Origin of the sequence: Brevibacillus borstelensis, from assembly GCF_036700025.1 — a bacterium.
Taxonomy (GTDB): Bacteria; Bacillota; Bacilli; order Brevibacillales; family Brevibacillaceae; genus Brevibacillus; species Brevibacillus borstelensis.
Window position 1 is genome coordinate 3,281,427 of sequence record NZ_CP144922.1, and the last position, 22,322, is coordinate 3,303,748.

Annotated in this window: 19 protein-coding genes; all 19 read right to left on the reverse strand. The window is 52.0% G+C overall.

Going from position 1 to position 22,322, the window contains the following annotated elements:
• Window positions 1–34 precede the first annotated feature (34 nt).
• Window positions 35–1,213, reverse strand: a complete 1,179-nt coding sequence (locus tag V5G20_RS15525; protein WP_031933277.1) for a glycosyltransferase family 4 protein — start codon at window positions 1,211–1,213, stop codon at window positions 35–37.
• Window positions 1,194–1,517 carry a hypothetical protein gene (locus V5G20_RS15530; protein ID WP_024985019.1) on the reverse strand — a complete coding sequence of 108 codons (324 nt, stop codon included), beginning with the start codon at window positions 1,515–1,517 and terminating at the stop codon, window positions 1,194–1,196. The genes V5G20_RS15525 and V5G20_RS15530 overlap by 20 nt, the downstream gene beginning before the upstream one ends.
• A gap of 147 nt (window positions 1,518–1,664) precedes the next feature.
• Complete coding sequence (locus tag V5G20_RS15535) at window positions 1,665–2,360, reverse strand: DnaD domain-containing protein (protein ID WP_003387029.1); 696 nt, start codon at window positions 2,358–2,360, stop codon at window positions 1,665–1,667.
• Window positions 2,361–2,495: 135 nt separating this feature from the next.
• Entirely contained in the window at window positions 2,496–3,785 is a 1,290-nt protein-coding gene (gene asnS / locus V5G20_RS15540; protein ID WP_003387030.1) for an asparagine--tRNA ligase, read from the reverse strand.
• Window positions 3,786–4,032: 247 nt separating this feature from the next.
• Window positions 4,033–5,298 (reverse strand): group II intron reverse transcriptase/maturase, encoded by a 1,266-nt coding sequence (ltrA, locus tag V5G20_RS15545; RefSeq protein ID WP_024985202.1) that lies wholly within the window; start codon window positions 5,296–5,298, stop codon window positions 4,033–4,035.
• A 685-nt stretch (window positions 5,299–5,983) separates the two neighbouring features.
• The gene (locus V5G20_RS15550; protein WP_338463475.1) at window positions 5,984–7,873 is read right to left on the reverse strand and encodes a WIAG-tail domain; all 1,890 of its coding nucleotides are present in this window, start codon (window positions 7,871–7,873) and stop codon (window positions 5,984–5,986) included.
• A gap of 29 nt (window positions 7,874–7,902) precedes the next feature.
• On the reverse strand, window positions 7,903–8,772 hold the full coding sequence (locus tag V5G20_RS15555) for a hypothetical protein (protein WP_338461231.1): 870 nt from the start codon (window positions 8,770–8,772) through the stop codon (window positions 7,903–7,905).
• Between the two features lie 111 nt (window positions 8,773–8,883).
• A complete protein-coding gene (locus V5G20_RS15560) occupies window positions 8,884–10,395 on the reverse strand; it encodes an AAA family ATPase (protein WP_172921104.1) in 1,512 nt (503 codons plus the stop codon).
• Entirely contained in the window at window positions 10,388–10,909 is a 522-nt protein-coding gene (locus V5G20_RS15565; RefSeq protein ID WP_003387033.1) for a hypothetical protein, read from the reverse strand. The genes V5G20_RS15560 and V5G20_RS15565 overlap by 8 nt, the downstream gene beginning before the upstream one ends.
• Window positions 10,910–11,062: 153 nt before the next feature.
• The gene (locus V5G20_RS15570; RefSeq protein ID WP_122958391.1) at window positions 11,063–11,551 is read right to left on the reverse strand and encodes a DUF5590 domain-containing protein; all 489 of its coding nucleotides are present in this window, start codon (window positions 11,549–11,551) and stop codon (window positions 11,063–11,065) included.
• A gap of 26 nt (window positions 11,552–11,577) precedes the next feature.
• Window positions 11,578–12,270: a hypothetical protein gene (locus tag V5G20_RS15575; RefSeq protein WP_024985014.1), complete on the reverse strand. Its 693-nt coding sequence runs from the start codon at window positions 12,268–12,270 to the stop codon at window positions 11,578–11,580.
• Window positions 12,271–12,645: 375 nt separating this feature from the next.
• Window positions 12,646–13,944: an amidohydrolase gene (locus tag V5G20_RS15580; RefSeq protein ID WP_024985013.1), complete on the reverse strand. Its 1,299-nt coding sequence runs from the start codon at window positions 13,942–13,944 to the stop codon at window positions 12,646–12,648.
• Between the two features lie 15 nt (window positions 13,945–13,959).
• Window positions 13,960–14,583, reverse strand: a complete 624-nt coding sequence (locus V5G20_RS15585; protein ID WP_003387037.1) for a redox-sensing transcriptional repressor Rex — start codon at window positions 14,581–14,583, stop codon at window positions 13,960–13,962.
• 16 nt (window positions 14,584–14,599) lie between these two features.
• Entirely contained in the window at window positions 14,600–15,499 is a 900-nt protein-coding gene (locus V5G20_RS15590) for a ComEC/Rec2 family competence protein (protein ID WP_024985011.1), read from the reverse strand.
• A 41-nt stretch (window positions 15,500–15,540) separates the two neighbouring features.
• Window positions 15,541–18,465 carry an ATP-dependent DNA helicase DinG gene (gene dinG / locus V5G20_RS15595; protein ID WP_031933272.1) on the reverse strand — a complete coding sequence of 975 codons (2,925 nt, stop codon included), beginning with the start codon at window positions 18,463–18,465 and terminating at the stop codon, window positions 15,541–15,543.
• A gap of 87 nt (window positions 18,466–18,552) precedes the next feature.
• Window positions 18,553–20,118 (reverse strand): tetratricopeptide repeat protein, encoded by a 1,566-nt coding sequence (locus V5G20_RS15600; protein WP_003387041.1) that lies wholly within the window; start codon window positions 20,116–20,118, stop codon window positions 18,553–18,555.
• 76 nt (window positions 20,119–20,194) lie between these two features.
• On the reverse strand, window positions 20,195–20,578 hold the full coding sequence (gene panD, locus V5G20_RS15605) for an aspartate 1-decarboxylase (protein ID WP_003387042.1): 384 nt from the start codon (window positions 20,576–20,578) through the stop codon (window positions 20,195–20,197).
• A gap of 23 nt (window positions 20,579–20,601) precedes the next feature.
• The gene (gene panC / locus V5G20_RS15610; RefSeq protein WP_003387043.1) at window positions 20,602–21,462 is read right to left on the reverse strand and encodes a pantoate--beta-alanine ligase; all 861 of its coding nucleotides are present in this window, start codon (window positions 21,460–21,462) and stop codon (window positions 20,602–20,604) included.
• Window positions 21,459–22,322 (reverse strand): 3-methyl-2-oxobutanoate hydroxymethyltransferase, encoded by an 864-nt coding sequence (gene panB, locus V5G20_RS15615; protein ID WP_003387044.1) that lies wholly within the window; start codon window positions 22,320–22,322, stop codon window positions 21,459–21,461. Before panB ends, panC begins: the two co-directional genes overlap by 4 nt.

A 22,322-nucleotide genomic window follows, 5' to 3' on the forward strand; every position in this document is an offset into this window, starting at 1 on the left:
AAAGGGCGACCACCCAGTCTGATTCGCGCCCGATTTATCCGACCTTTTTGTATGCTGCTGCGACTCTTGCGCGTTTGTCAGCCCCCTTTTCAAAAGCCTGTAAATAGCCTTGGGCTGTGGCGTACCAAGAAAATTGCTTCGCCCGGACCAATGCGCGTTTTCCCATCTGATTTCGCAGGTGAGGAATGCTCCACAGCTCATCCCAAATCCTGGGCAGTTCCTTTTCCCATTCCTTGGGAGAGATCACGTAACCCGAGTCCTCGTGTGTGACGACCTCCCCGATCCCGCCTCTCGGTGTCGTAATCACCGGCTTTCCGGATGCCATCGCTTCCAGGTTGACCCGGCAAAACGGCTCTTGCCAGACGGAAGGCGTTGCCACAATATCGCCGATCTGGTAGTACAGGGGCATCTCCTGGCTCGGGATAAAGTTCACAAATTTCACCCGGTCGCCCAGTGGTTTCGCCAGCTGGTGCAAATACCGGACATACGGGTTCATCCGATTGCTTCCATAGCCAGTTCCTCCCACGATGATGAGCTTGGCCTTTGGATCCTGTTCGCACACCTTCCGGAATGCCTTGAGCAGGACGTGGACGCCTTTTGCCCTCATCAGCCTGCCTGCGTAGAACATGATCCGATCATCATGTCTGAGTCCCAGCTTCCGCCGCAAATTTCTTACTCCGAAATTGATTTTTGCTAGCTGATAAGGCGTCACGTCTACCCCCAGGTGAACCGCATGGACTTTGTCTGGGGGGATACGATGCTTTTCTATAAAATGCTGACGCAGATATTCACTGTTGGTGATAAACCCATCTGCGAGCCGTACGATTTGTCTCATTTTCTCCGGACTGATAAACCATTTGGCGGCGTATACGTGAGAGTGCATATTCACATAGATCGGAACTGATGGAAATTTTCTCCGCAAAGCAGGCACGAAATTGGGGCGATTCTCCACCAGGATCACGTCGGGACTTCGTCTTTTCAAATCGCCGATGATTCGCTTGAGATAAGGGCCGGGACCCTTATAAGGAAAACGGATAATGTCTCTCCCCTCTTCAAAGCTCGAACGAGGGTAGGTCGGGCACGTTCGCGTGTAGATGGTCACTTGATGCTCCGGCCCAAACATCTTGCTCACTTCATCGATATCATGCTCTACTGAGCTGCCCTTGACCGGCGGCACAGAGAAGGGGCCGGGACTAATGATGGCGATTTTCATTTCGCTCCCGCTCCCACTCCTGTTTTAAAGAAAGAACGACCTGGTACAGGTACTCTCGCTCGCGCTTCTGCTCTTCCTGCAGCACCTTAAACCGTTCTTCCCAGCGTGACACCGCTTCTTTGAGAGCCGCAAGCTCTTTTTGAATTTCTTCCGCCCTCTCTTTCCACAGCGCTTCCGCGGCGTCCCGTTGGTCTCCCAGTTTTTTCAATTGAACGCGTTCAACAGCTTCATCCACCACGAATTCGCCAGAAAACACTCCCGGCATAATCCAATGTGTGGTCTCACCTTTTTTTCGCTTTTCCATGCTTCATGACCTCCAGACCAATCCGACATCAAGATTCGCTTGACCAAGTCAATCATTCCGACAGCTTTCGCTCTTTTTATGGTATGAACAAGATCCCAAATAGGTACATGTACAGGGGAAAAGAAAAAACCGCTGCGAGGGATTTCCTCACAGCGGCTGACGCTGATCGCTTATAGGCGTATGGCGCCTGAAACGGAGACTATAGTGCCTTGCTTCTTCGACGCTTGTTATCTTTTGCTTTTGCCATTCCAAAAGAATTCGGTCGATATAGCGGATGTGCAGCTTGCCGACCGTAGCTGCCTCCCGCAATGCTGTCAGAATCAGTTCATCCGAATAACCGTCCTGATTGGTCCAGATGTGGATCGTCTCCAGCTCAAACGGCGATAGCGGACGGCCAAACGCCTGTTCAAAGCGGGTGTACAATCCCGTCTGCTCGCCTTCCAATGTACTGGCCATTTCGGCAAAAGGCTCTACCACCGGGTCAATCATCCGGGATACGCTGCGCTGCTCCCGCCAGCTTTGATAAAGCTTGCGATACAAGGGAGTCAGATTGTACAGCTCATGACGCATCCCTGTCTCGGGATCGATGTATTCGTCAATGCTGATCCATTCTTCCTTCAAAAGCTTTTGCAATGTCTGGATCAGTCTGGTTGATGACATCGACATCCGATCCTCCAGCTCCTGAATCGTCGGAAAGCGATTTCCCTCTTGCTGAAAGGATAACAAATGGATAATGAGAATCATTTCTTCATCAGAGAGCGACGTTTGCTTGTACATTTTTAAAAGGAGGTTGGAAATCGATGTGGCTCCTTCTTGCAAAATCTGTAATAGTTGTGATTCCATGAGACATTTTCACCTCATCGCCATGATTGCATGCTGGCGTGCTGTTCGCGTTGGTTTGAAGAACGTAAATACCCTGCCGCCCTCCGGCAGCAGGGTGTAAGATACTGAGCGTGTAACCGCCAAAAAAGCAGCGGGTTACGGGTAGAGGCGATAAAGCATGCGCGGGAACGGAATCGTTTCGCGGACGTGGTCCAAACCGCAAATCCAGGCGATTGTGCGCTCCAGTCCCAAACCAAATCCGGAGTGAGGCACAGTCCCGTATTTGCGCAGATCGAGATACCATTTATACGCTTCTTCAGACAGTTCATGTTCTTTGAACCGCTCTTCCAAAAGGACAGGATCGTCAATACGCTGGCTTCCGCCAATGATTTCCCCATATCCCTCCGGTGCGATCAGATCGGCACAGAGGACAACCTCTGGTCTGTTCGGATCTGGCTTCATATAGAACGCCTTGATTTCTGTCGGGTAGTGGGTAATGAATACCGGTTTGTCAAAATGCTCGGCAATCGCCGTCTCGTCAGGAGCGCCGAAATCATCGCCCCATTTGATCTCGCTTCCTTTTTCCTGAAGCAGTTTGATCGCGTCATCATAAGAAATCCGCGGGAACGGTCCGACGACATTTTGCAGCTTGGTCGTGTCGCGCTCCAGTGTTTTCAGCTCGCGCTGGCAGTTTTTCAAAACAGACTGTACGACATGAGACACAAACTCTTCTTGAATGCGCAGGTTTTCTTCGTGATCGACGAAGGCCATCTCGGGCTCGATCATCCAAAACTCGATCAGGTGACGGCGCGTTTTGGATTTTTCGGCACGGAAGGTCGGACCAAAGGAGTATACCCGTCCCAGAGCCATCGCAGCAGCTTCCATGTACAACTGGCCGGATTGGGAAAGATAGGCGTCCTCGTCAAAATACTTCGTATGGAAGAGGTTTGTCGTCCCCTCCGCAGAGGTAGGAGTCAAAATCGGCGGATCTACTTTGTAAAAGCCGTTTTGGTGAAAATATTCGTTTACCGCACGAATCACTTCGGAACGGATCGACATAACCGCTCTCTGGCGAGGGCTTCTCAGCCACAGGTGGCGGTGGTCCATCAGGAAGTCAACCCCGTGCTCCTTCAGCGAAATCGGGTAATCGTGGGAGATTTGAATAATTTCAATGCCGGTCACGGTCAATTCATAGCCGCTCGGCGCACGGTCATCTGCCCGAACGATGCCGTTTATGTACAAAGAGCTCTCCTGTGTCAATTGCGATGCTGCTTCCCATACGTCTTCCGATACTTCTGCTTTGACGACTACTCCCTGAATGAATCCGGAGCCGTCGCGCAGCTGCAAAAATTGTATTTTTCCACTGCTGCGCTTGTTAAAAAGCCAACAGCCCAATCGTACTTCTTGTCCCACATGCTGCCCCAACTGGGCAATGGTCGTCATCATCGGCTTGTTTCCCTCCATTTGCCATTGCAACACAAAATCCATACTACTTGATATCGAATCAATTATACTATTCAGCGTAGTTGAATTCAATGAGAGTCTGCGCCTGTTAGTTTACCATAATATTTTTATGACAACTTTATAGCCCTTCATCAAAGCAAAAAACCGGACTCCATTATAATCGAGTAGGAGGGGGCGACTAACCCCCGTCCTCTCACACCACCGTACGTACCGTTCGGTATACGGCGGTTCACCAAGCTTGACGAATTTGAGAATATCGTTGCACTAAGCTTTTCAGCCCTTGTTGTTGCCAGTAGGCAATGCCGAGGGCTTTGTGTATATGCGGAGATTTTGTGGTACGCCATGCACCCTTGCGGGTATTTGCAATTTCAATGGCTTTTACGTGAGATATGCCAAGAGAACGAAGTTCTCGATATCTGGTTCTCACGCGTTTCCACTGCATCCACAAACAAAGACGGAGCCTGCGCCTTGTCCATTCCTCAATGGATTGTAGAATGCCCTTCGCGTCTGCAAGGGCGAAATATCCAATCCAGCCCATGAGGTACTGATTTATTCTTTCAATCCGCTTCTCCATCGAGATGCTCCACACCGGATTCGTGATCGTGCGGATTTTCTCTTTTAGCTTGAGGAGGGATTTGGGGTGGATGCGAATCCTTGTCTGTTTTGCAAAGGTAAAACTAAAGCCCAAGAATTTTCGTTTCCATGGTCGGTCTATCGCGCTTTTCTCCTCATTTACTTTTAGCCTTAGTACCTTCTCCAAGTGGTTTTGAATACTCTTCTTTACTCGTTCCCCTGCCCGTTTTGTTTTCACGTAGATATTACAATCGTCTGCGTAGCGGCAGAAACGGTGGCCTCTCTTTTCGAGTTCCTTGTCCAAATCATCAAGTAGGATATTTGCCAAAAGTGGGCTTAACGGCCCACCTTGCGGTGTTCCTTCACTTGATGTTGTACAGACGCCATTTATCATGATCCCCGCATTCAAGTAGGAACGAATCAGTCTTAAAATTCTCTTGTCCTGAACTTTTCGAGCCACACGGCTCATTAGAATATCATGATTTACGCGATCAAAGAATTTCTCTAGATCGATGTCCACCACGAAACGATATCCTTCGGAGATATACGCTTGCGCTTTCCTTACTGCCATGTGAGCGCTACGTTTTGGACGGAACCCATAGCTAGATTCCGAGAAGGTGGGGTCGAAGATCGGCGTTAACACTTGGAGGATGGCCTGCTGAATAAAGCGGTCTACCACGGTGGGAATGCCTAATAACCTTACACCACCGTCAGGTTTCGGGATTTCGACTCTGCGAACAGGTGAAGGTCTATAGGTTCCCCTTTCCATCTTCTCGCGGATGGCTTGCCAGTGTTCACGTAGATAATCGCGTAGTTGTTCGGTTGAAACACCATCGACTCCACCGACACCTTTGTTTTCCTCCACTCGTTGGAGTGCCATCCGTAAGTTTTCCCGTGATAAGACTTTTTCCAGCAAATCCATAATGATGTTCCTTCCTTCGCACATGCGGACTCCGTGCTTGCTGTACGATACTCAGCCCTCTTTTGTACCCTCGGGGCTTCACCCCTGCTCTTCAAAAGTAGTTCCTTGACAGAATTCTGCTTCGACGTACCGTATCAAAAGACATGGATCGCATGCTGACTTGATGTTCGGCCCTTCCCCATTCAAGCGTCCTCTACTCGGGTACTATGGCCTCTGCTGACTTCTGCATGTTCAGCGTCTCCTTACGGAGACGGTTACCAACAGTTGAAGGCGTTTCATGCAGACCTCCCCAGGTAAGAACGATAACTTTCATCCCATGTACCTGCCCAAGTTTACTACTGTATCCCTTGGCTGTATGGGGCTTTGTCTTGTTTGGCAGACTCGCCCGGATACAACAGCCTCAAATTGGGTTCGTGTACCTCAGGTCGGGATTTTGCCGCCGGCTTCCTTCAGATTCGACCTCGCGGTCGACACCCTTGCCTTGAGCTAACGGTTGGTACAGCCAACCCCCGTTCGGGACTTTCACCCTATAGCTATCGCCCATGCTGGGCGCACCAAAATAAAAGGCCCTGCTCCGCCGGGAGCCTGGCCTTTGCCTGTATATCTGTCCGACACTCCTATTCGTCAACAGCCACGCAAAGAGTTGACGGTCTGTTGCCCACACTCTGAATGGCTGCGCTTCGATTTAGTCTTCGTAATCCTCATCAATCTCTTCGCTAATGGTTAATTCCTCCCGATTGCGGCCCTTGTTCCGATGTCTTTGCGCTGCCCTCCTGGACTCGATGGCATCCTCATCTGCAAATTCCTGATCAGCGTCCCCGTTTGACTCATGCTCGCCATCATCATGCACATACAGGACGGCATTCTCTTCCTCGTCCTTATCTTCTGCACTTAACTCTTCCTGTGCGATCTCGCCATCCTCTTCGAGTGCTTCGAGCAGATCATTCTCCTCCAGCTCCTGCTCGAAATATTCCCTCATCTCACCGGTGATGGTGCCACCTTTCTCTCCGACTGCAATCCACTGAATCACTCCTTTTTCCTCTTGTCCGGAGCGATTTCGAAACACAGTGACTACTGCAGAAGTCCGATTGCCGTATTTAAAGGAAACATGGCAGCCCATCCGGTTTGTCATTGCCACCAGACAATAGTCGGCATTTGCGAACGGAGCGTCGAGCCGTATCGTTACGTCAACTGACTTTTTGCTGGCAGGGATCCGGAAGGAAAGGAACCCGAATTGCTGCAAAGTGACCCCTTGCGGCCTGCTGGTCTCCACCGGAACAAACGCCAGTTTATCCATTGTAACCGTGCCGTCCGCCAGATGGTTAGCCGTGATCGCTCCGTCGACGATATGTTCGCCTGCTACGCTTTCGGTCTTCAGATGTTTGGCGCCTACACTTCTTTCCATCAACTGCTCGCTGCCGATAGAATTATCCAGGAGGTGTTCTGCTCTGATCGCTCCTGGCGTAATTTTGTCCCTCGTGATCGACCGATCCTCGATGTGATCAGTCGAGATCGCAAACAGGCTGATCTTTTCTCCGGTTACGCTGCGTATCGCTATTTTCGAAGTAACGACTGCTTCCTCGCCAAGCTTCTCTGTCGTAATGGAAAGCGGTTTTAGATGCTGCGAGTCGACGGCTTTGTTGGCAATGTGAATGCCATGTACGCTCCCTGGAGCCAGATGGTCGGACGTAATAGCGCCAGCGATGAGATGCTCTCCGCTCAGGGTGTTTTTCTCCACATGGCCACCTGTTACCGACTGCAGCTCAAGCCTGGTGCCGTCCACGCTGCGAGCAACCAGTTTTTCCCGCGTTACACTGCTGGGTGCAAGCTTTTCAGACGTGACTGCTTGATTTTGCAAGTGCTCGGTTTGAACGGCGTTATTCGTCAGATGCCTTGACTGTATAGCTTTGTCGGCCAGCTTCTCCTCTGTAACGATATTTCGGGAGAGATGTCTTGCTTTGACCGATTCGCTGGCCAGTTTCGCGGAGGTGATGGCGCCGTCAGCCAGTTTGGTCGTCGTTATGCTCAGCTCCGTCACTTTGTCGGTCGACACGGATTCTGCCGCAAGCTTGGAGGTCGTAATGACGTGGTCGGCCAAATTATGCGTTTGCACAATATTGTCCTTCAAATGAATATTGCTGACAACCCGTTCACCCAAATGGGTGGCATCGATCACGCCCTTCGCCAGTTTATCCTTGGTGATCGAACCGTCAGCCAAATGCTTTGCATCGATCGTTCCCTCGTTTATGTGGTGGCTGTTCACGGAACGCGGGGCCAACTTGTCGGCATTCACTGCCTTGTCAGCAAGCTTTGCGGTCGTGACCTGGGCATCGCCTATTTTCTTATGTGTGACACTGTTGTCCTGGAGATGGGCCGTTTGAATGACGGATGGTTGCAAATGAACACTGGCTACCGACTCTTTAGCCAGTTTGGTTGAGGTCACGCTGTTCTCATCAAGGTGTTCGGTTGTGATGGCATAAGGTGCCACTTTTTGGCCCGTAACCGACTCTGGCGACAAGTGCTGTGATTGGACACTGAAGGAAGCCAGATGTTGGTCCTGGATGCTGCCCGGCATGATATTGCTGGCGTCAACGGCTCTGTCATTCAAATGTTCGTGCTGGATCGCACCGCGTTTGATATGGTGCGACTCAATGGCATCCTCGTCGATTTTGCTGCCGGTGACTGCTCCATCGCGAATTTTTTCATTGCTGACAGCGTTGTCTTCCAATTTGACAGAGTTGATAATGTAGTTGGCCAAATTTCCTTTTTGGATGTGATTTTCTCTGCGGTAATCGCTTGATCCTGGATGAGCTCTGTCGTGATGGCCTGCTCCTGGATGTGCTTCGTCTGAATGGAACTTTCAGCAAATTTGATTGCGTCAATCGTCTTGTCGGCAAGCTTCTCAGACGTAATGCTGTTGTTTTGCAGCTTGTCGCCCGAAATGGAACGGTCCTGGAGCATGTCGCCACCGATCACATTCTTGCCGATATGTGTGGATTGGATTGCTTCAGGTGCAATCTTGTTCGACGTTACTGCCCTGTCTGCCAGCTTGGAACTGTCCACAGCGTAATCTTTCAGCAAATTGTTGTCGATCGTTCCCGGTTTGATTTTGGAAGCGTCAACTGCCCGATTGGCGATTTTTTCGGCAGTGACAGCCTGGTCGGTCAAATCATCCGTATAGACCACCGAATTGTTCGTCTCATCCCGACGTTCCTTGAGGACTTTGGAAAAAGTCGTCTGGTTTGAATTGACTTGCTGTTTCGGGATTTTTTGCAGAGGCGGATTGACACTGACAGGCTCCTTTTTCACGCTTGATACAGTAAATGACTCTTGTCCCCCGCTGGCCAACTGCCGGTCTGACTCCAAATCCTCGAGCCAGTCCACGTCAATATCGTTGTGCAGCAAAGGGAGTTCCAGCCTATCTGACCTTTTCCCCAACGGTTTGCTTACTTTTCGACGGTTCACCTTCGCCATGGTATATTCTTCCCTCCTGAAATCGTCCATGTCCTTCTGTAGGATATTCACCAGACCGCTCATTGGGCACCGTCAATATAAAATAATGCAAAGAAAAAAAAGAAGCCGGCGTTATACCGCCAGCTCCTTTTCAGGGGTGGATACAGAGGCAAGCAAGCTGCGAAAAGCATCGCCATGCAAAACCTCCGCTTGAAGCAACGTATGAAGACCCTCTTGAAAAACAGAGTCGTACTTGTTTAACAGCGTGCGGGTTTTCTCCAGAAGGTCTTCGAGTATGCGCTCCACCTCGTCGTGAACCCGTTCCTTGGCCACGTACTGCAGGTGAACGATGCCCAATCCGGACATGCCGCTCTGCACGATCTCCTGTGCCATATTCAGCGCCTGCTCGAAGTCGTTCTTGGAGCCTGTGCTGCGGCCGCCGTAGTAGATTTCCTCAGCCACGGCCCCGCCCAAGCATACCATAATCTGCTTTTCCAAGGCTTCCTTCGTGTACAAGTACCGGTCTTCCATCGGATTTTGCCGGACGTATCCCAATGCTTTGCCGCGAGGGCTAAGCGTCACCTGGGAGACTGAACCGGGACGTACGGTTTCACTTACGATAGCATGGCCCAATTCGTGCAAAGCCACACGCTTTTTCTCTTCAGCCGAAGCTTCCCGGTCTACTTTTTCTCCCATCATGACTTTGTCTACGGCAAAGGCAAAATGACGCGCTTCAATTTGCGGGCTTTTCTCGCGCATTGCGTAAATGGCTGCTTCATTGGCTACGCTTTCAAGCTGGGCACCTGAAAAGCCAAATGTCTCCTGAGCGACTTGCTCCAGGGAAACATCGGGTGCGAGCGGTTTATTGGCCGTATGAATCACCAAGATTTGCTCCCGCGCCGTCTTGTCAGGCAAATCGACACTGATATGACGGTCGAAGCGTCCCGGACGCAGCAGCGCCGAGTCCAGCATGTCCTTCCGGTTCGTTGCCGCAATCATCAAGATGCGCGGTTTTTCGCTCGTTCCAATGCCATCCATCTCGGTCAACAGCTGGTTCAGCGTCTGATCGTACTCTCGCTGCTGCTGTCCGTCACGCTTTCCGCCGATCACATCGATCTCGTCGATGAAAATGATGCCGCTGTCCTGACCGTTCTTTTCAGCCAATGCCTTGACTTCCTTGAACAGATCACGGACACGCTGGGCTCCGACACCCACGTACATCTCCACAAATTGGGAACCGGACGCTGCGACAAAAGCGGAATTCGTGTAGTTTGCCGCCGCCTTCGCCATCAGTGTCTTCCCTGTCCCCGGCGGTCCTGTTAACAGCACGCCTTTCAATGGACGGATGCCGTACTGGGCGATTTGATCCTTGTGCTTCAAAAAATCAAGTGCTTCCTTCAGTTCGTTTTTGGCTCTTTCCTGGCCCCCGATCTCCGCAAACTGAACATTCGACTTGGGAACCACATTTTTCGTTTGCTTGCCTTTGCCACCGAACGATACATTTCCTTGGCTTTGTCGGACGACCAAAAAATAAAGGGCGAGCAGAACGACACCAAAGACGAGAAGGGGCGTTACATTGATGCCTAAAAACCAGAGAAACACCAGTATGGCCGGTATTGCTCCGCAGACGATTTCCTTACCCACGAACTGCCACCTCGCTTCCGGACGAACGAGGGACGATCGCGTAATAGTCGTCTGCCCCTCGCTTCAGGTATACGTATACATGCTCTGCATCCATCTGCGCCATCGCTTGGTCTAATTGATAAGCTGTTTTCCATTCGCCCACCAATTGCGGAATCCGGCTGTACTGATGCAAATCAACGGCTTCCGTGAACGAAAACAAGCCGTTCATCCATACCTTTTCCAGCTCTTTTGACTGGTTGCCAAGAGTGACCTGAATCTCTTTGCCCCCTGCCATTTCTTTTGCTTGCTGCATCAGCTTGCGATATTCCTGCGGGAACAGCTCCGGATGCGTTACATTCAAATCTATTTGGATGTGATCTTTTCCCACGTGTAGATGAGCCAGCTCTGCCGACTGCAATTGTCCGATCTGGGTGCGGATAGGCTCTTCGACCTCTATTTTCTGATATAAAAACCAACCGCCGAACAATAGCAGCAGGGTCGCCAGCAGTGAGAGTCCGATTGCCCCTTTGCGCATTTGCACAGTTTTCCCCCCAAACTATCTCAGAATGCTATGGTCTATCAACTTTTTCTCTTTTTGTCAACGGTTTTAGTATATCATACTGATATATTATTTTTTGCTTACAGTTGTTGGATGGAAATGAAAAAAGCCCTTCCGAAAATGGAAGGGCTATCTGACTATTTTGGGAGAAACGACGTAAGAGGTAAGCAGGGCACCTGTAAACAGATCGTAGTGCAAATAATGAAAACGGCCCTGTTGGTCCTGCAACGTTACTTCCCAAAAGCGATTCTTTTCGTCAATACCCGGAACGATATGGCGAATCGCTCCATCTGGAAATCCTTTTTTAACGGCCGCTTCCACGCTTTCACGGGTAACGGCTTTTTCCAAAGAATCAAATGCGACTGTTTCGGCCGTCAACCAGACCACCACAGGGGTGCCCGCCTGGTTTTTTCCCAGCACTACCGCATAGGATTGATTCCCGCGATACTCGTCTATGGAATCGATCTGCGCGACTGTTGTCCGCTCCTGGACCCATTGCCGTACCTGGGCCTCAAAATCATCCTGCTTCCCCACAACGGTTGCGCCCAGATGATAGGCCGAGCCCAGAACGAGCACAAGAATAACGGCGATTACTCCTGTAACGATTTTTACATACACCGGTAAAACTCCTTTATCCCCTTACATTACAACCGAAAGCGAAGCTGATCCTGCTTGAGTCCCGCAGCTGTCTCCATTTGCAAATAGATCTCCAATTGCCGCAATTCACGCGTCGGTCCATCGTACCATAATTGGTACTCGACTGCAATCTGATTGGCCAGACGCTGAGTCATATCCTTGATCGGAAAAGATGGTCCGAGCCACATGGACAACAGATCGGTCACCTCTGTAGAAGGCACGCTGAGACGATAGCCTTGCCAGCCCTGACCGGAACCATCTGCGACCGGAAGCGGCGCAACCCGCCCCAGCTTGCTTTTCAAGATAGCCGCATGCTGCTGGGGCGTATATAGCGAGTATGGCAAAGCCTGGTGGTCTTGAATTTCTCCGTCAATCGTGACATTGACCTGTTCCGCTTCTTTTTGCAGTTCAAAGCGATGTCCGGCTATTTCCCCGGCCAGCTGAAAATTTTCACCCTTGTACTTTCCGCTCAGAACGTAATCCTTTACGAAAACGGAGAATGGCCGCTCCGTATCTTTGGTTACCTGATCCAGCAAACTGGCAACGATCGCCCGGTCTGCCTCTTCTCGCTGTGTCGTCGAGATTACATGCGCTTCTTTTATATCCAGACGATTGTGAAGTTCTCCAAGCAAGGTGCCCAAGGCAAACAGGACGAGAAATAATGACGGAAGCCACCAGAGCTGTTTGGGCTTAATATACAAGTCCGTTCACCCCTGTCCCTTTTTCCTTATGCGTATGAATTCTGGGAAGGTTTTAGAACAGGACGGAAAACTTGCTAAACATACGACCCGGCACCTGGGCCATACTACAGATACACCCCGAGGAGGTGAGCGCGTGAAGCTGTCAAACCAAACGACATCTCCTGACCTCTTAGGGTCTATGCTGCAGGATTATCGCGTCTCCTGGGCAGCATTGTCTTCACCTCTAAGAGCATCGTCTCACTCATCCCCACTGGAATTTCGCCATACCTCGCTTGCGGAAGTATGGCGAAAATAAGTCGGCATGGTGACCAATCAAAATCCCTCTACCTACACCTACAACCTTTCTCCTGTCCCCCATGACAGGAGCCTTTTCCCTTATCGCTTCAATTGCTGAAACATCCGGTTGGCTTCAAAAATAACGCGCTCCTCGTCGACGGTGAGAAGCTCTCTGTTGCGCATCAGGAAAGAACCGGCCACAATCGTATCCTTAACATCGCGGCCATTTGCTGCGTACACGACATGGGACACGGGATCATGAGCCGGATGGAAATGCGCCTGATGACTGTCAAGCACAATCAAATCCGCTTGTTTCCCAGTCTCGATCGTTCCGAGTGTATCCGGCTGGAATACGCCCTCTGCGCCATAACGGGTTGCCATGCGCAGCGCTTCCTCGGCTGGAACTGCGACGGGGTCGTTGTTTACGCCCTTGTGCAAAATGGCAGCCAGCTTCAGCTCCTCAAACAGGTTGAGGTTGTTGTTGCTCGCGCTGCTGTCTGTTCCGAGGGAAACGTGAATCCCTTTTGCCAGCATTTTCGGTACTGGCGCCACTCCACTTGCCAGCTTCAGGTTGCTGACGATATTATGCGATACCTTCACGTGATAGTTTGCCAAGACGTCGATCTCTTCATCCGTGAGGTGAACGGCGTGGGCGAGCAAAGTTGGACGATTGAAGACACCCAGCTTTTCCAGGTGAGCAACCGGGCGAACCCCATAATCCTTTACATTCTGACCAACTTCCCACTCCGTCTCCGACATGTGGATATGGATCGGCAGAGACAGCTCCTCCGCTTTTTCCACAATTTGTGTGATAAATTCCGGCGGGCAAGTGTACGGAGCATGTGGAGCCATCATGACGGTCACGCGTCCATCCGCCTGGTTATGCCATTCACGGGCGAAAGAAACGGCATCCCGCAGCTTTGCCTGACGCTCTTCCTCGGAGCAAAGGCCGATCATTCCGCGGCAGAGACGCGCTCTCATCCCGGACGCTTGCACGGCTTTTGCCACTTCATCCATATGATCATACATATCGACGAATGTCGTCGTACCGGTCCGAATCATTTCGATAAGGGATATGTATGTGCCCCATTTCACATGCTCGGACGTGAATTGTGCCTCCAGCGGCCACATTTTGTCTTCGAGCCACTGCTGGAGCGGCAAGTCATCCGCATAACCGCGGAGCAGCGACATTCCTGCGTGCCCGTGTGTATTGATGAAGCCTGGCAGCACATAATCCCCTTTCAGATCAATCACTTCGTCATAGCCGGAGAGATCATCGGGGGTCGGACCGACGTACGTAATACCCGCTCCTTCAAATCCGACAGCTCCGTCCTGAATCACTTCATTTTGGTCATTTGCGGTAATTACCGTTGCATGGGTCAATATGGTCTTTTTCATCGTTACACTCCATTCTTACGTCAAGTAATAAGCAAGGCTCTGCAAACTGGATGTCACATCGGCATAGTGGATCCTGACATCGCGTTCGGTGCGAATCGTGGTGGGAGCAAAATTCAAAATCCCTTCAATCCCGGCCTCAAACAGCAGGTTGGCGACCGACTGGGCCGCCGCTGCTGGCACTGTTAGGATGGCAAGACGAATTTTCTGCTCTTTCACGGTCTGAATCAGCTCTTCCAGTGGCTGAATGGTGATTCCCGCGAGCACTTTTCCGCATTTGGCCGGGTCATTGTCAAAGATAGCCGCAATCCGCATGTAATCCTCTACCTGCGCATTGTAATTGCTAATGGCGTGTCCCAGATGCCCGGCCCCGATCAGCGCCACGCGAATTTCCTCGCTCAATTTTAAGATCTGACGGATTTTTTCTACCAAATAGTTCACGTCATAGCCGATGCCCTTTTTGCCGAAATCCCCAAAGGAAGAGAGATCTTTTCTGATTTGGGCAGGGTTGACGTCGAGATTTTTGCCCATCTGCTGGGAGGACACCGTCGTCACGCCCACTTGCTGCAGATAGCTTAGGTAGCGCAGATAAATCGGCAACCGGCGCACAACCGCTTCCGAAATCTTTTCACTTTTGGCCACGTACGGTCGATCCTCCTTACTTTTTTCTTTTCAAAACGCGATAATCCTTTCCATTGGAGAGGATCGTGATGGTTCCGTTCTGACTGGTAATGTAGGTCTCAGCCCAGGATTCGCCGAGCCGCTCCAGCACTTCTTCCTGGCCATCCTTTAGCTTTTCTCTCGGCTTTCCGGTTAAAATGACCGCCACTTGCGGATCCACCTTGCTCAAAAATGGCTGCGAGGAAGCCTGATTGCTGCCTTGAGCAGCAACCTTCAAAACCGCTGCTTTCAATTGATCTGCGTGTTTCTCAAGCAGCCTCTCCTCGGCCTTTTCATTCATCGCACTGGCGAAGAGAAAAGACAACTTGTCATGCCGCAATTGAAAGACAAGGGAGTTGTCTTGCGGAGACAGGAACAGCGGTTCACTCGGGTGCAGGACCTGGAGCATCACGTCTTCGTCCAGTCTGATTGCTTCTCCGTCAGTAACAGTCACTGCCTTTTTTGCTGCTTTGAGCGGGGCCGCGTTGCGAATCGAAGACTCAATCGGACGGGGCAAAATGACGTTCTCTACAAGCACCCGCTCCACAAGAAAAGCGAAGCCCCCTGCGTGCCCCGGCAAATCATTTGTCAAGACCACGTAATCCAACCGGGTAATTTTCCGTTCGGTCAGCGCCGCAAACAAGCGGGGCCAATCCTCAGCGCTTCCGGTATCAACGAGCATGTTTTTTCCATTCGGCAATCGAATCAAGGTTGCTTCCCCGTGCGGCAGCTCCAGATAGTGGATGACAAGCCCGATGAATTCACTCTCGTCTTCACTTGCGAACGGATCTTCTACTTTTACCGCCTTTTGCAAGTGGTTGTCGATCGAGCAGCCGGGTATCAAAAGCATTGTGACAGCCAACACCAACAGCCAAGCTCTTCCCGCTTTCCACAGCATTTATTTTATCACCTATATCCCTGTGAGACTATTGATTCATTTTATGAATCAGACAGGGATTGCATGCCCCGAAGAAACGGAGCGATGTCTTCGCGCAGGGTTGTCCAGGGGCCTGTTCTCGTATCGAAAGGTGGGAGCGATTTGAGAAACGAGCGTCCGTAGCGGGATTCCACGATGCGTGTATCAAGCACGACAACTACACCGCGATCGTCCTGGTGGCGGATCAGTCTTCCGACCCCTTGTTTGAATTGGATGACAGCCTGAGGCAAAGCGATCGACATAAACGCGTTTTTGCCCTGCTCTTTTACCTGCTCTGCCCTCGCCTGATAAATCGGGTGGTTCGGCGGAGTAAACGGAAGGCGTACAATCACCAGACAGCTCAATGCCTCGCCCTGGATATCTACCCCTTCCCAGAAGCTGCTCGTCCCCAGGAGAACGCTGTTTGTTTCTCTCTGGAACATGCGCACCAGCTTTGTCCGGTTGTTGCTGTCGATTCCGTGTCCGAGCAGTGTATAAGGCTCGTTGTCCAGTTGTTCCTTCAAGCCTTGGTACACCACACGCAGCATCGAATAGGAGGTGAACAGGATCATTGTCCGGCCGCCTGCTGCCCTGATGGCATCCACGCATCCCTGAATCACGGCCTCGAGGTACTGCTGCTCGCTCTCTTTGCCCAATGTAGGCAGATCGGATGGAATCAGCAGGAGCCCTTGCTTTTCATAACAGAACGGAGACGGCAGCTGGAGTGTTCGGACGCGCTCCTCTGGCAGCCGGTCGAGCCCCATCCTTTCCAGAATATATGAAAAGCTGTCTTTGACTGTCAGCGTCGCCGAGGTGAGAATCACGCTTCTGCGCTCGTCAAAAAGCGGTTCCGCCAAGCGTGTTGCCACTTGCAGCGGCGCAGCATGAAAGTACACTTGCTTTTTCGGGGTGCGAGACTCGATTTCCATCCAGCACACATACTCATCATCCGGCTCCAGGAGAAAGAAGTGAACCATTTCCATCCCTTCTTGCCACTCCTTCAGCAAGCCTGCAGCATCGGTATGAAGACTTTGCAGTTCAAAAGACGGCTTTTCGCCGGATGGCATGGAAGACAAAAGCGATTCCAGGTCAGACGCGTAGATCGACATCGATTCGATTACCCGCCGGGCCGTTTTTCGGATTCGCTCGTGCTTGCCGGAAAAAGACAGCGTCTGGTAACGGACCGTATCTCTTCCGGTATCGGAGGTCTCTTCTCCTCGGTCTGCCGCCCACTGATACAACAACTGCGTCAGTTGCTGGGCCTTTTCCTTGAGCCGGAGAAAATGCTCATTCATGCTTGCCCGCACCGAATTGACAGCCGCTGCCTTCTCATTTCCTGGCCAAGCCAAGAGCTGCTCGGCAAAACGGTGGAGATAGCTGCCCTCCTCCGGATTGGCTCGCTCCAGCAAAAACAAGAGCTGGGCCGTCGAAAATTGCTTGCCCAGATGGTGGGTTGCCACACTCTCCAAATGATGGGCCTCGTCAATGATCGTGATGTCATGAGCAGGCAGGATTCTTTTCTCAGCCTGCAGATCGCTGACGAGCAATGCGTGATTGACGATGAGAACATCTGCTTCGGCGGCTCTTTCCCGCGCCTGAAAGTAATAGCAGCGGCTAAACCATGGACAATTCCGGTGAAGACATGAATCCGTATCGCTTTTCACCTGCTGCCAGTACAACTGGCCGGTTGACGGCATGCTTAATTCTTCGACATCCCCGGTCTCGGTCTGGGTCAGCCAGGTCACCATTTGGCCTTTCACCAGCCGGAGCTCCTGGCTGCTGCCTTCCATGGACTCTTCCAGACTCTGTTCAAATTTTCGCAGACAGAGGTAGTTCCCTCTCCCCTTGAGCGTGGAAGCCCGGAAGGAGAACGGGAGCGACTGCTGCAGCGCGGGGATTTCTTTGTGAAACAGCTGCTCCTGGAGCTGAATCGTATTCGTACTGATGACGACAGGCTCGCGCCGCTGCTTCGACCAGAGGATGGCCGGCAGCAAATACGCGAGAGATTTGCCGGTGCCGGTCCCCGCTTCCACTAGCAAGTGAGATCCCTTCTCCATCGAGTCAAAAATGGCCCGCATCATCGATTCTTGGGCCTCCCTCCGCTGGTACCCCGCAAGGTTGCGGGAAAATGCGGCTTCTTCCCCAATCATCTGTTCGATCATGTCCTCAAACGAAGAAGTGGCCGGCAAGCCTGGGCTTTCTTCCCTTTTCAGAGAAGCTTTGAGGCGTTCCGGCTTTTTGCGCAGAGCAAGCTGCCTGTACACATCCCATTTTTCGGAATCGTCCGGGTCTGACATCCCGTCAGCGTCCCGCCCGAGCGTATCCAACTGGTCCATCGATCCCCATTTTTTCATCTCAAAGAACCGCAAGAGCTCCGAAATATCGGAACGAAAAGAAGAGACCAGCATCTGCAGGCGTTGGATGGTCACCAGAGGCAGCTCATTTATAATGTCCAGCAGATGCAAAAACAGCTGGGCCGTAGCCAAAGCGTCACTGTCCGCCTGGTGCGGACGATCATGTTCAATGTGCAGGTCATCAGCCAATTCTCCCAACCGATAGCTGCCTTGCATCGGCAACAGGAAACGAGAGAGCTCGACCGTGTCCAGTACATATCCGTCAAACGTATAATAGCCCTGGCTCAGCAGGGCTTCTTGCAAAAACTGAAGATCGAAGCTGGCATTATGCGCGACGAATGCCCGTCCTTCCAGCATGCGAAGGAATCGCGGCAGGACCTCCTCCATTGTTGGCGCATCCGCTACCATCTCGTCGGTAATGCCAGTCAATTGCTTAATAAAAGGGGGAATCGCCTGTCCCGGATTGATCAGGGTGGAAAATGACTCGGTAATATGTCCGTCGTCAATCGTAACGGCACCGATCTGAATGATGCTGTCTCCCTGTCTGGGATGGCTCCCCGTGGTTTCGAAGTCTACTACGATGAAACGATTCAAGCTATGGTCACCTCGTACTTGCGCGGCCCGTATCGTGTCCGCTTCCCTAACACTTCGGCAAAGACCGGGAAATTTCCTGCTCCCTGATCAAGGATGCAAAAGTTCGCTCTCGGCTACGTGTTCCCCCAGCTTGCCTGCGCACATTTGCAGATAAAACGGTATTTCCCTGAAGTGATCGCTGTGCGGCAATACCCGGCGGAAATATTGTTCGGCCAGTCGCCAGTTTTCCTCTGCCAAGGCGATCCGCCCCAGGTGGTAGTATCCGAGTGATCGGACGTATGGATCCTGGTCTTCGGTAAACGGCTTTGCCAGTTGTTTGGCCGCCAAAATATCCCCCATCCATTCATAGGCCGTGATCATTCCCGATTGGGCAAGGCGATGATCCCGCTGCTTCAGCAAAATGAACCGGAAGGCTGCCAATGCCTCTTCGATTTTGCCGTCAAATAACAGCATCCAGCCATAGCTAAAGGTAAAGTCGAGCTGATCGGGGGCCAGGGCGATCGCCTTTTTCATCAATGTCAAAGCGCGGCGCGTTCCGGCGATGAGCCACGTGTTCCAGGCCAGCCCATGCCAAGCATGGCCGTCTTGCGGATAACGCTCGGTCAGGAAGTGATAGCAGATCTGTGCCCGGTGGTAATTCCCCAACGATTCATAGAGGGAGGCCATCTCCTGCAGCGTCGCGCTGTCAAGATTGCGGTTGGGCAGCCTAAGTCCGCCAGGCGGCGCCAGCTCCGCTGCCGGGTCGCTCATTTGCAGCAGACGGGCTGCCCGCAGCCAAAGCATCTGCGCTTCCCAATCCTGTTCTCCTTCATCGAGCACCTTCTCGATCGTCTCCATGGCCTCGTGGATGTATCCGTCTTCCAGATAGCACAGCGCCAAGTTAAACCAGGCATCCCGGTGATCGGGCTTGATCGAAACGGCTTCCTTGAACGCTTGGGCAGCTTCCAGCCACTGCCGTTCTTCGGCCAGGATGCATCCGATGGCATTATAGCTGATCGCCGTGACCGCAGGGGAGCTGGCCGATCTGCTAAGGAGGCGAAATTCCCGCAGCGCCGTTTCCTTTTCACCGCAAAACAAGAGACTGTACCCGTAATACAACCGCCCGCTTTCCCAGTCCGGAGACTGGTCTACCAGCTCGGCAAAACAGCGTTTGGCATCCTGGTACATCCGGAGGTGGTAAAAGCCCTCTCCTTTCCGAAACATATGCTCATATTCCCGATGCAACTCGAGGTGACCCTGCTTTTGCTGGGAAGCTGCTTGTGCCAAGGACTGCTCTTCGGCCGTAGTCGCGCCGTCTGTCAAAGCGGATTGCAAATCCTTCCACGCAGATGTGGAAGCGTTTTGATCTGCTTTTGGCTGTTTCCCCTCGGTCTTCGGCTTGTCCTGTGATGTATACGATTGTCCAGCAAGAGGCTCGCCAAAAGCTTCTTCCTGCTCATCATCCTGGCCTTCCATCTTTTTAATCTGCCGAATTGCAGCAGACAGCTTCTCTTCAAACTGCAGCCACAGATCGACGACTCTGTCGCTTACCTGGCGAAGCTGAAACAACTGATCAGCAAGCTGAAGCTTTTCATGCTCGGAAGCCGCCGGCCACCTTTGTTCAATTGTTTCCGCTTTTGTTTGCAATGTATCAAACCATTCTTCCAGCTTCAAAAAAAAGCCACCCCCTGTGAGGCGTGTGTAGTCTCATTGTTTCACAAGGGATGGGGCTCTATGCAGATTCTCCCGATTAATAGACGGTGGCGTGTACTTCCTCGGCGAGAAGCTGTGCAATTTTATTGTGCTCATCCATGATCGCAACCCGCGGTTTGTGGCTGCGGGCTTCTTCATCGCTTACCAGCGCATAGGAAATGATGATGACGATATCGCCGGGCTGCACCAACCGGGCTGCCGCTCCATTCAGGCAAATAACGCCGCTTCCCGGTTCTCCCTCGATCACGTACGTCTCCAGACGAGCTCCGTTGTTGTTGTTGACAATCTGCACTTTTTCATTCGGCAAGATGTCCAAGGCATCGAGAATGTCCTTGTCAATCGTAATACTTCCTACGTAATTCAGATTCGCTTCCGTTACCGTTGCCCGGTGAATCTTTGCTTTCATCATCGTACGAAACAAAGGGGAATCCTCCTTTTCCTGCATCAAACTGTCACAATCACGTTGTCAATCAAGCGTGTTTTGCCAAATCGCACAGCCAGGGCGATCAATACCCGGTCTCCCTTTTCCGGTGCTTCTGGCTTTGTCAAATCAGGGTATCGCAACAGCTCTACATAATCGATGTCCGCCAGCGGCTCGGCCTCGATGGTACGGATCATCTCATCCCGGACGCTATCGAGGTCTGCTCCGCTCGCCACTTTCTTTTCGGCTAGCTGCAGGCTGCGGTACAAGACAGCAGCCTGTTTTCGTTCTTCGGCGCTGAGATAAACATTTCGCGAGCTCATCGCCACGCCGTCTGCTTCGCGGACAATCGGGCAAGGGATGATGGTCACAGGCACGGAAAGATCCCGTACCATCTGCTCCACAACAGCAACCTGCTGCGCATCCTTTTGTCCAAAAAAGGCGTAATCGGGCTGCACGATCTGGAACAGCTTCAAAACGACTGTTGCCACACCGTCAAAATGACCGGGACGGGAGCGGCCGCAGAGCGGTTCCGAGACGCCTGAGACAGAGACGTTTGTTTTTACTTGCTGCGGGTACATTTCCCCTACACTGGGCGAGAACACAAAGTCAACACCGGCAGACGCCGCCATCTTCAAATCCCGCTCCATATCGCGAGGATAACGGTCAAAATCCTCGTTTGGCCCAAACTGCAGCGGATTGACGAAAATGCTCATTACGACGATCTCACAGTGTTTTTTTGCTTCATTCACCAAACTGAGGTGTCCCTCATGCAAGTAACCCATCGTCGGTACGAGCCCAACCCGTTTTCCCTGACGACGAGCTTCTTTCAGATGCTGCCGCAGCTCGGCAATCGTCACTACTTGCTGCATGGTCTGCATCATGACCGTAATCCCCCTCCTCCGTACAGCTTCGAAACCATTTCTTCTTTGGCATGAAAGACATGTTCCGGAGCAGGGAAACGGCGTTCCTTTACTTCGGATACATAATCACGCACTGCGTCCCGGATGGAAGTGCCGACATCCGCGTACCGTTTCACGAACTTCGGCTGCAATTGCGACGCATACCCCACCAGGTCATGAAAAACGAGGACTTGTCCATCGCAAGAACTGCCAGCGCCGATGCCGATAACCGGAATGTCCAGTTTGGCGGAAATAAGCGCTGCCACCTCTTCCGGCACACATTCCAGCACGAGGGAGAAAATGCCTGCCTCCTGCAATGCTTCCGCCTCGTCCATCAGCCGGCGCGCCGCTTCCAGATCCCTTCCCTGGACCTTGTAGCCGCCTAATTGATGAACAGCCTGGGGGGTCAAGCCGATATGACCCATCACGGGTATGCCCGCCTGCACGCAACGTTTTACGAGCGGAACAAGTTCGGTGCCCCCCTCCATTTTGACGGCCTTTGCCAACCCTTCCTGCAAGAGCCTGCCCGCATTTTTCACGCCTTCTTCTACGGTACCGTGATAGCTGAGAAACGGCAAATCCGCCACGACGAACGCTCTCTTGGCCGCTCTGGTCACAGCTTTGGTATGGTGCAGCATGTCATCCATTGTCACTGGCAGCGTCGAGTCGTATCCGAGTACGACCATGCCGAGTGAATCACCGACAAGGATCATTTCGGCCCCGGCCTCTTCCACCAGCTTGGCTGAGGGAAAATCGTAAGCGGTAATCATGGCGATTGGTTCGCCCGCATGTTTTTTTGCGCGCAGATCAGACGTTGTGATCGGCGCCAGGTTGTTTGTCAT

Coding starts and splice junctions, on each gene's coding strand:
- V5G20_RS15525 (WP_031933277.1), bottom strand. CDS start 1,213: ATGAAAATCGCCATCATTAGTCCCGGCCCCTTCTCTGTGCCGCCGGTC.
- V5G20_RS15530 (WP_024985019.1), bottom strand. CDS start 1,517: ATGGAAAAGCGAAAAAAAGGTGAGACCACACATTGGATTATGCCGGGA.
- V5G20_RS15535 (WP_003387029.1), bottom strand. CDS start 2,360: ATGGAATCACAACTATTACAGATTTTGCAAGAAGGAGCCACATCGATT.
- asnS (WP_003387030.1), bottom strand. CDS start 3,785: ATGATGACGACCATTGCCCAGTTGGGGCAGCATGTGGGACAAGAAGTA.
- ltrA (WP_024985202.1), bottom strand. CDS start 5,298: ATGGATTTGCTGGAAAAAGTCTTATCACGGGAAAACTTACGGATGGCA.
- V5G20_RS15550 (WP_338463475.1), bottom strand. CDS start 7,873: ATGCCGGGCAGCATCCAGGACCAACATCTGGCTTCCTTCAGTGTCCAA.
- V5G20_RS15555 (WP_338461231.1), bottom strand. CDS start 8,772: ATGGCGAAGGTGAACCGTCGAAAAGTAAGCAAACCGTTGGGGAAAAGG.
- V5G20_RS15565 (WP_003387033.1), bottom strand. CDS start 10,909: ATGCGCAAAGGGGCAATCGGACTCTCACTGCTGGCGACCCTGCTGCTA.
- V5G20_RS15580 (WP_024985013.1), bottom strand. CDS start 13,944: ATGAAAAAGACCATATTGACCCATGCAACGGTAATTACCGCAAATGAC.
- V5G20_RS15590 (WP_024985011.1), bottom strand. CDS start 15,499: ATGCTGTGGAAAGCGGGAAGAGCTTGGCTGTTGGTGTTGGCTGTCACA.
- panC (WP_003387043.1), bottom strand. CDS start 21,462: ATGATGCAGACCATGCAGCAAGTAGTGACGATTGCCGAGCTGCGGCAG.
- panB (WP_003387044.1), bottom strand. CDS start 22,322: ATGACAAACAACCTGGCGCCGATCACAACGTCTGATCTGCGCGCAAAA.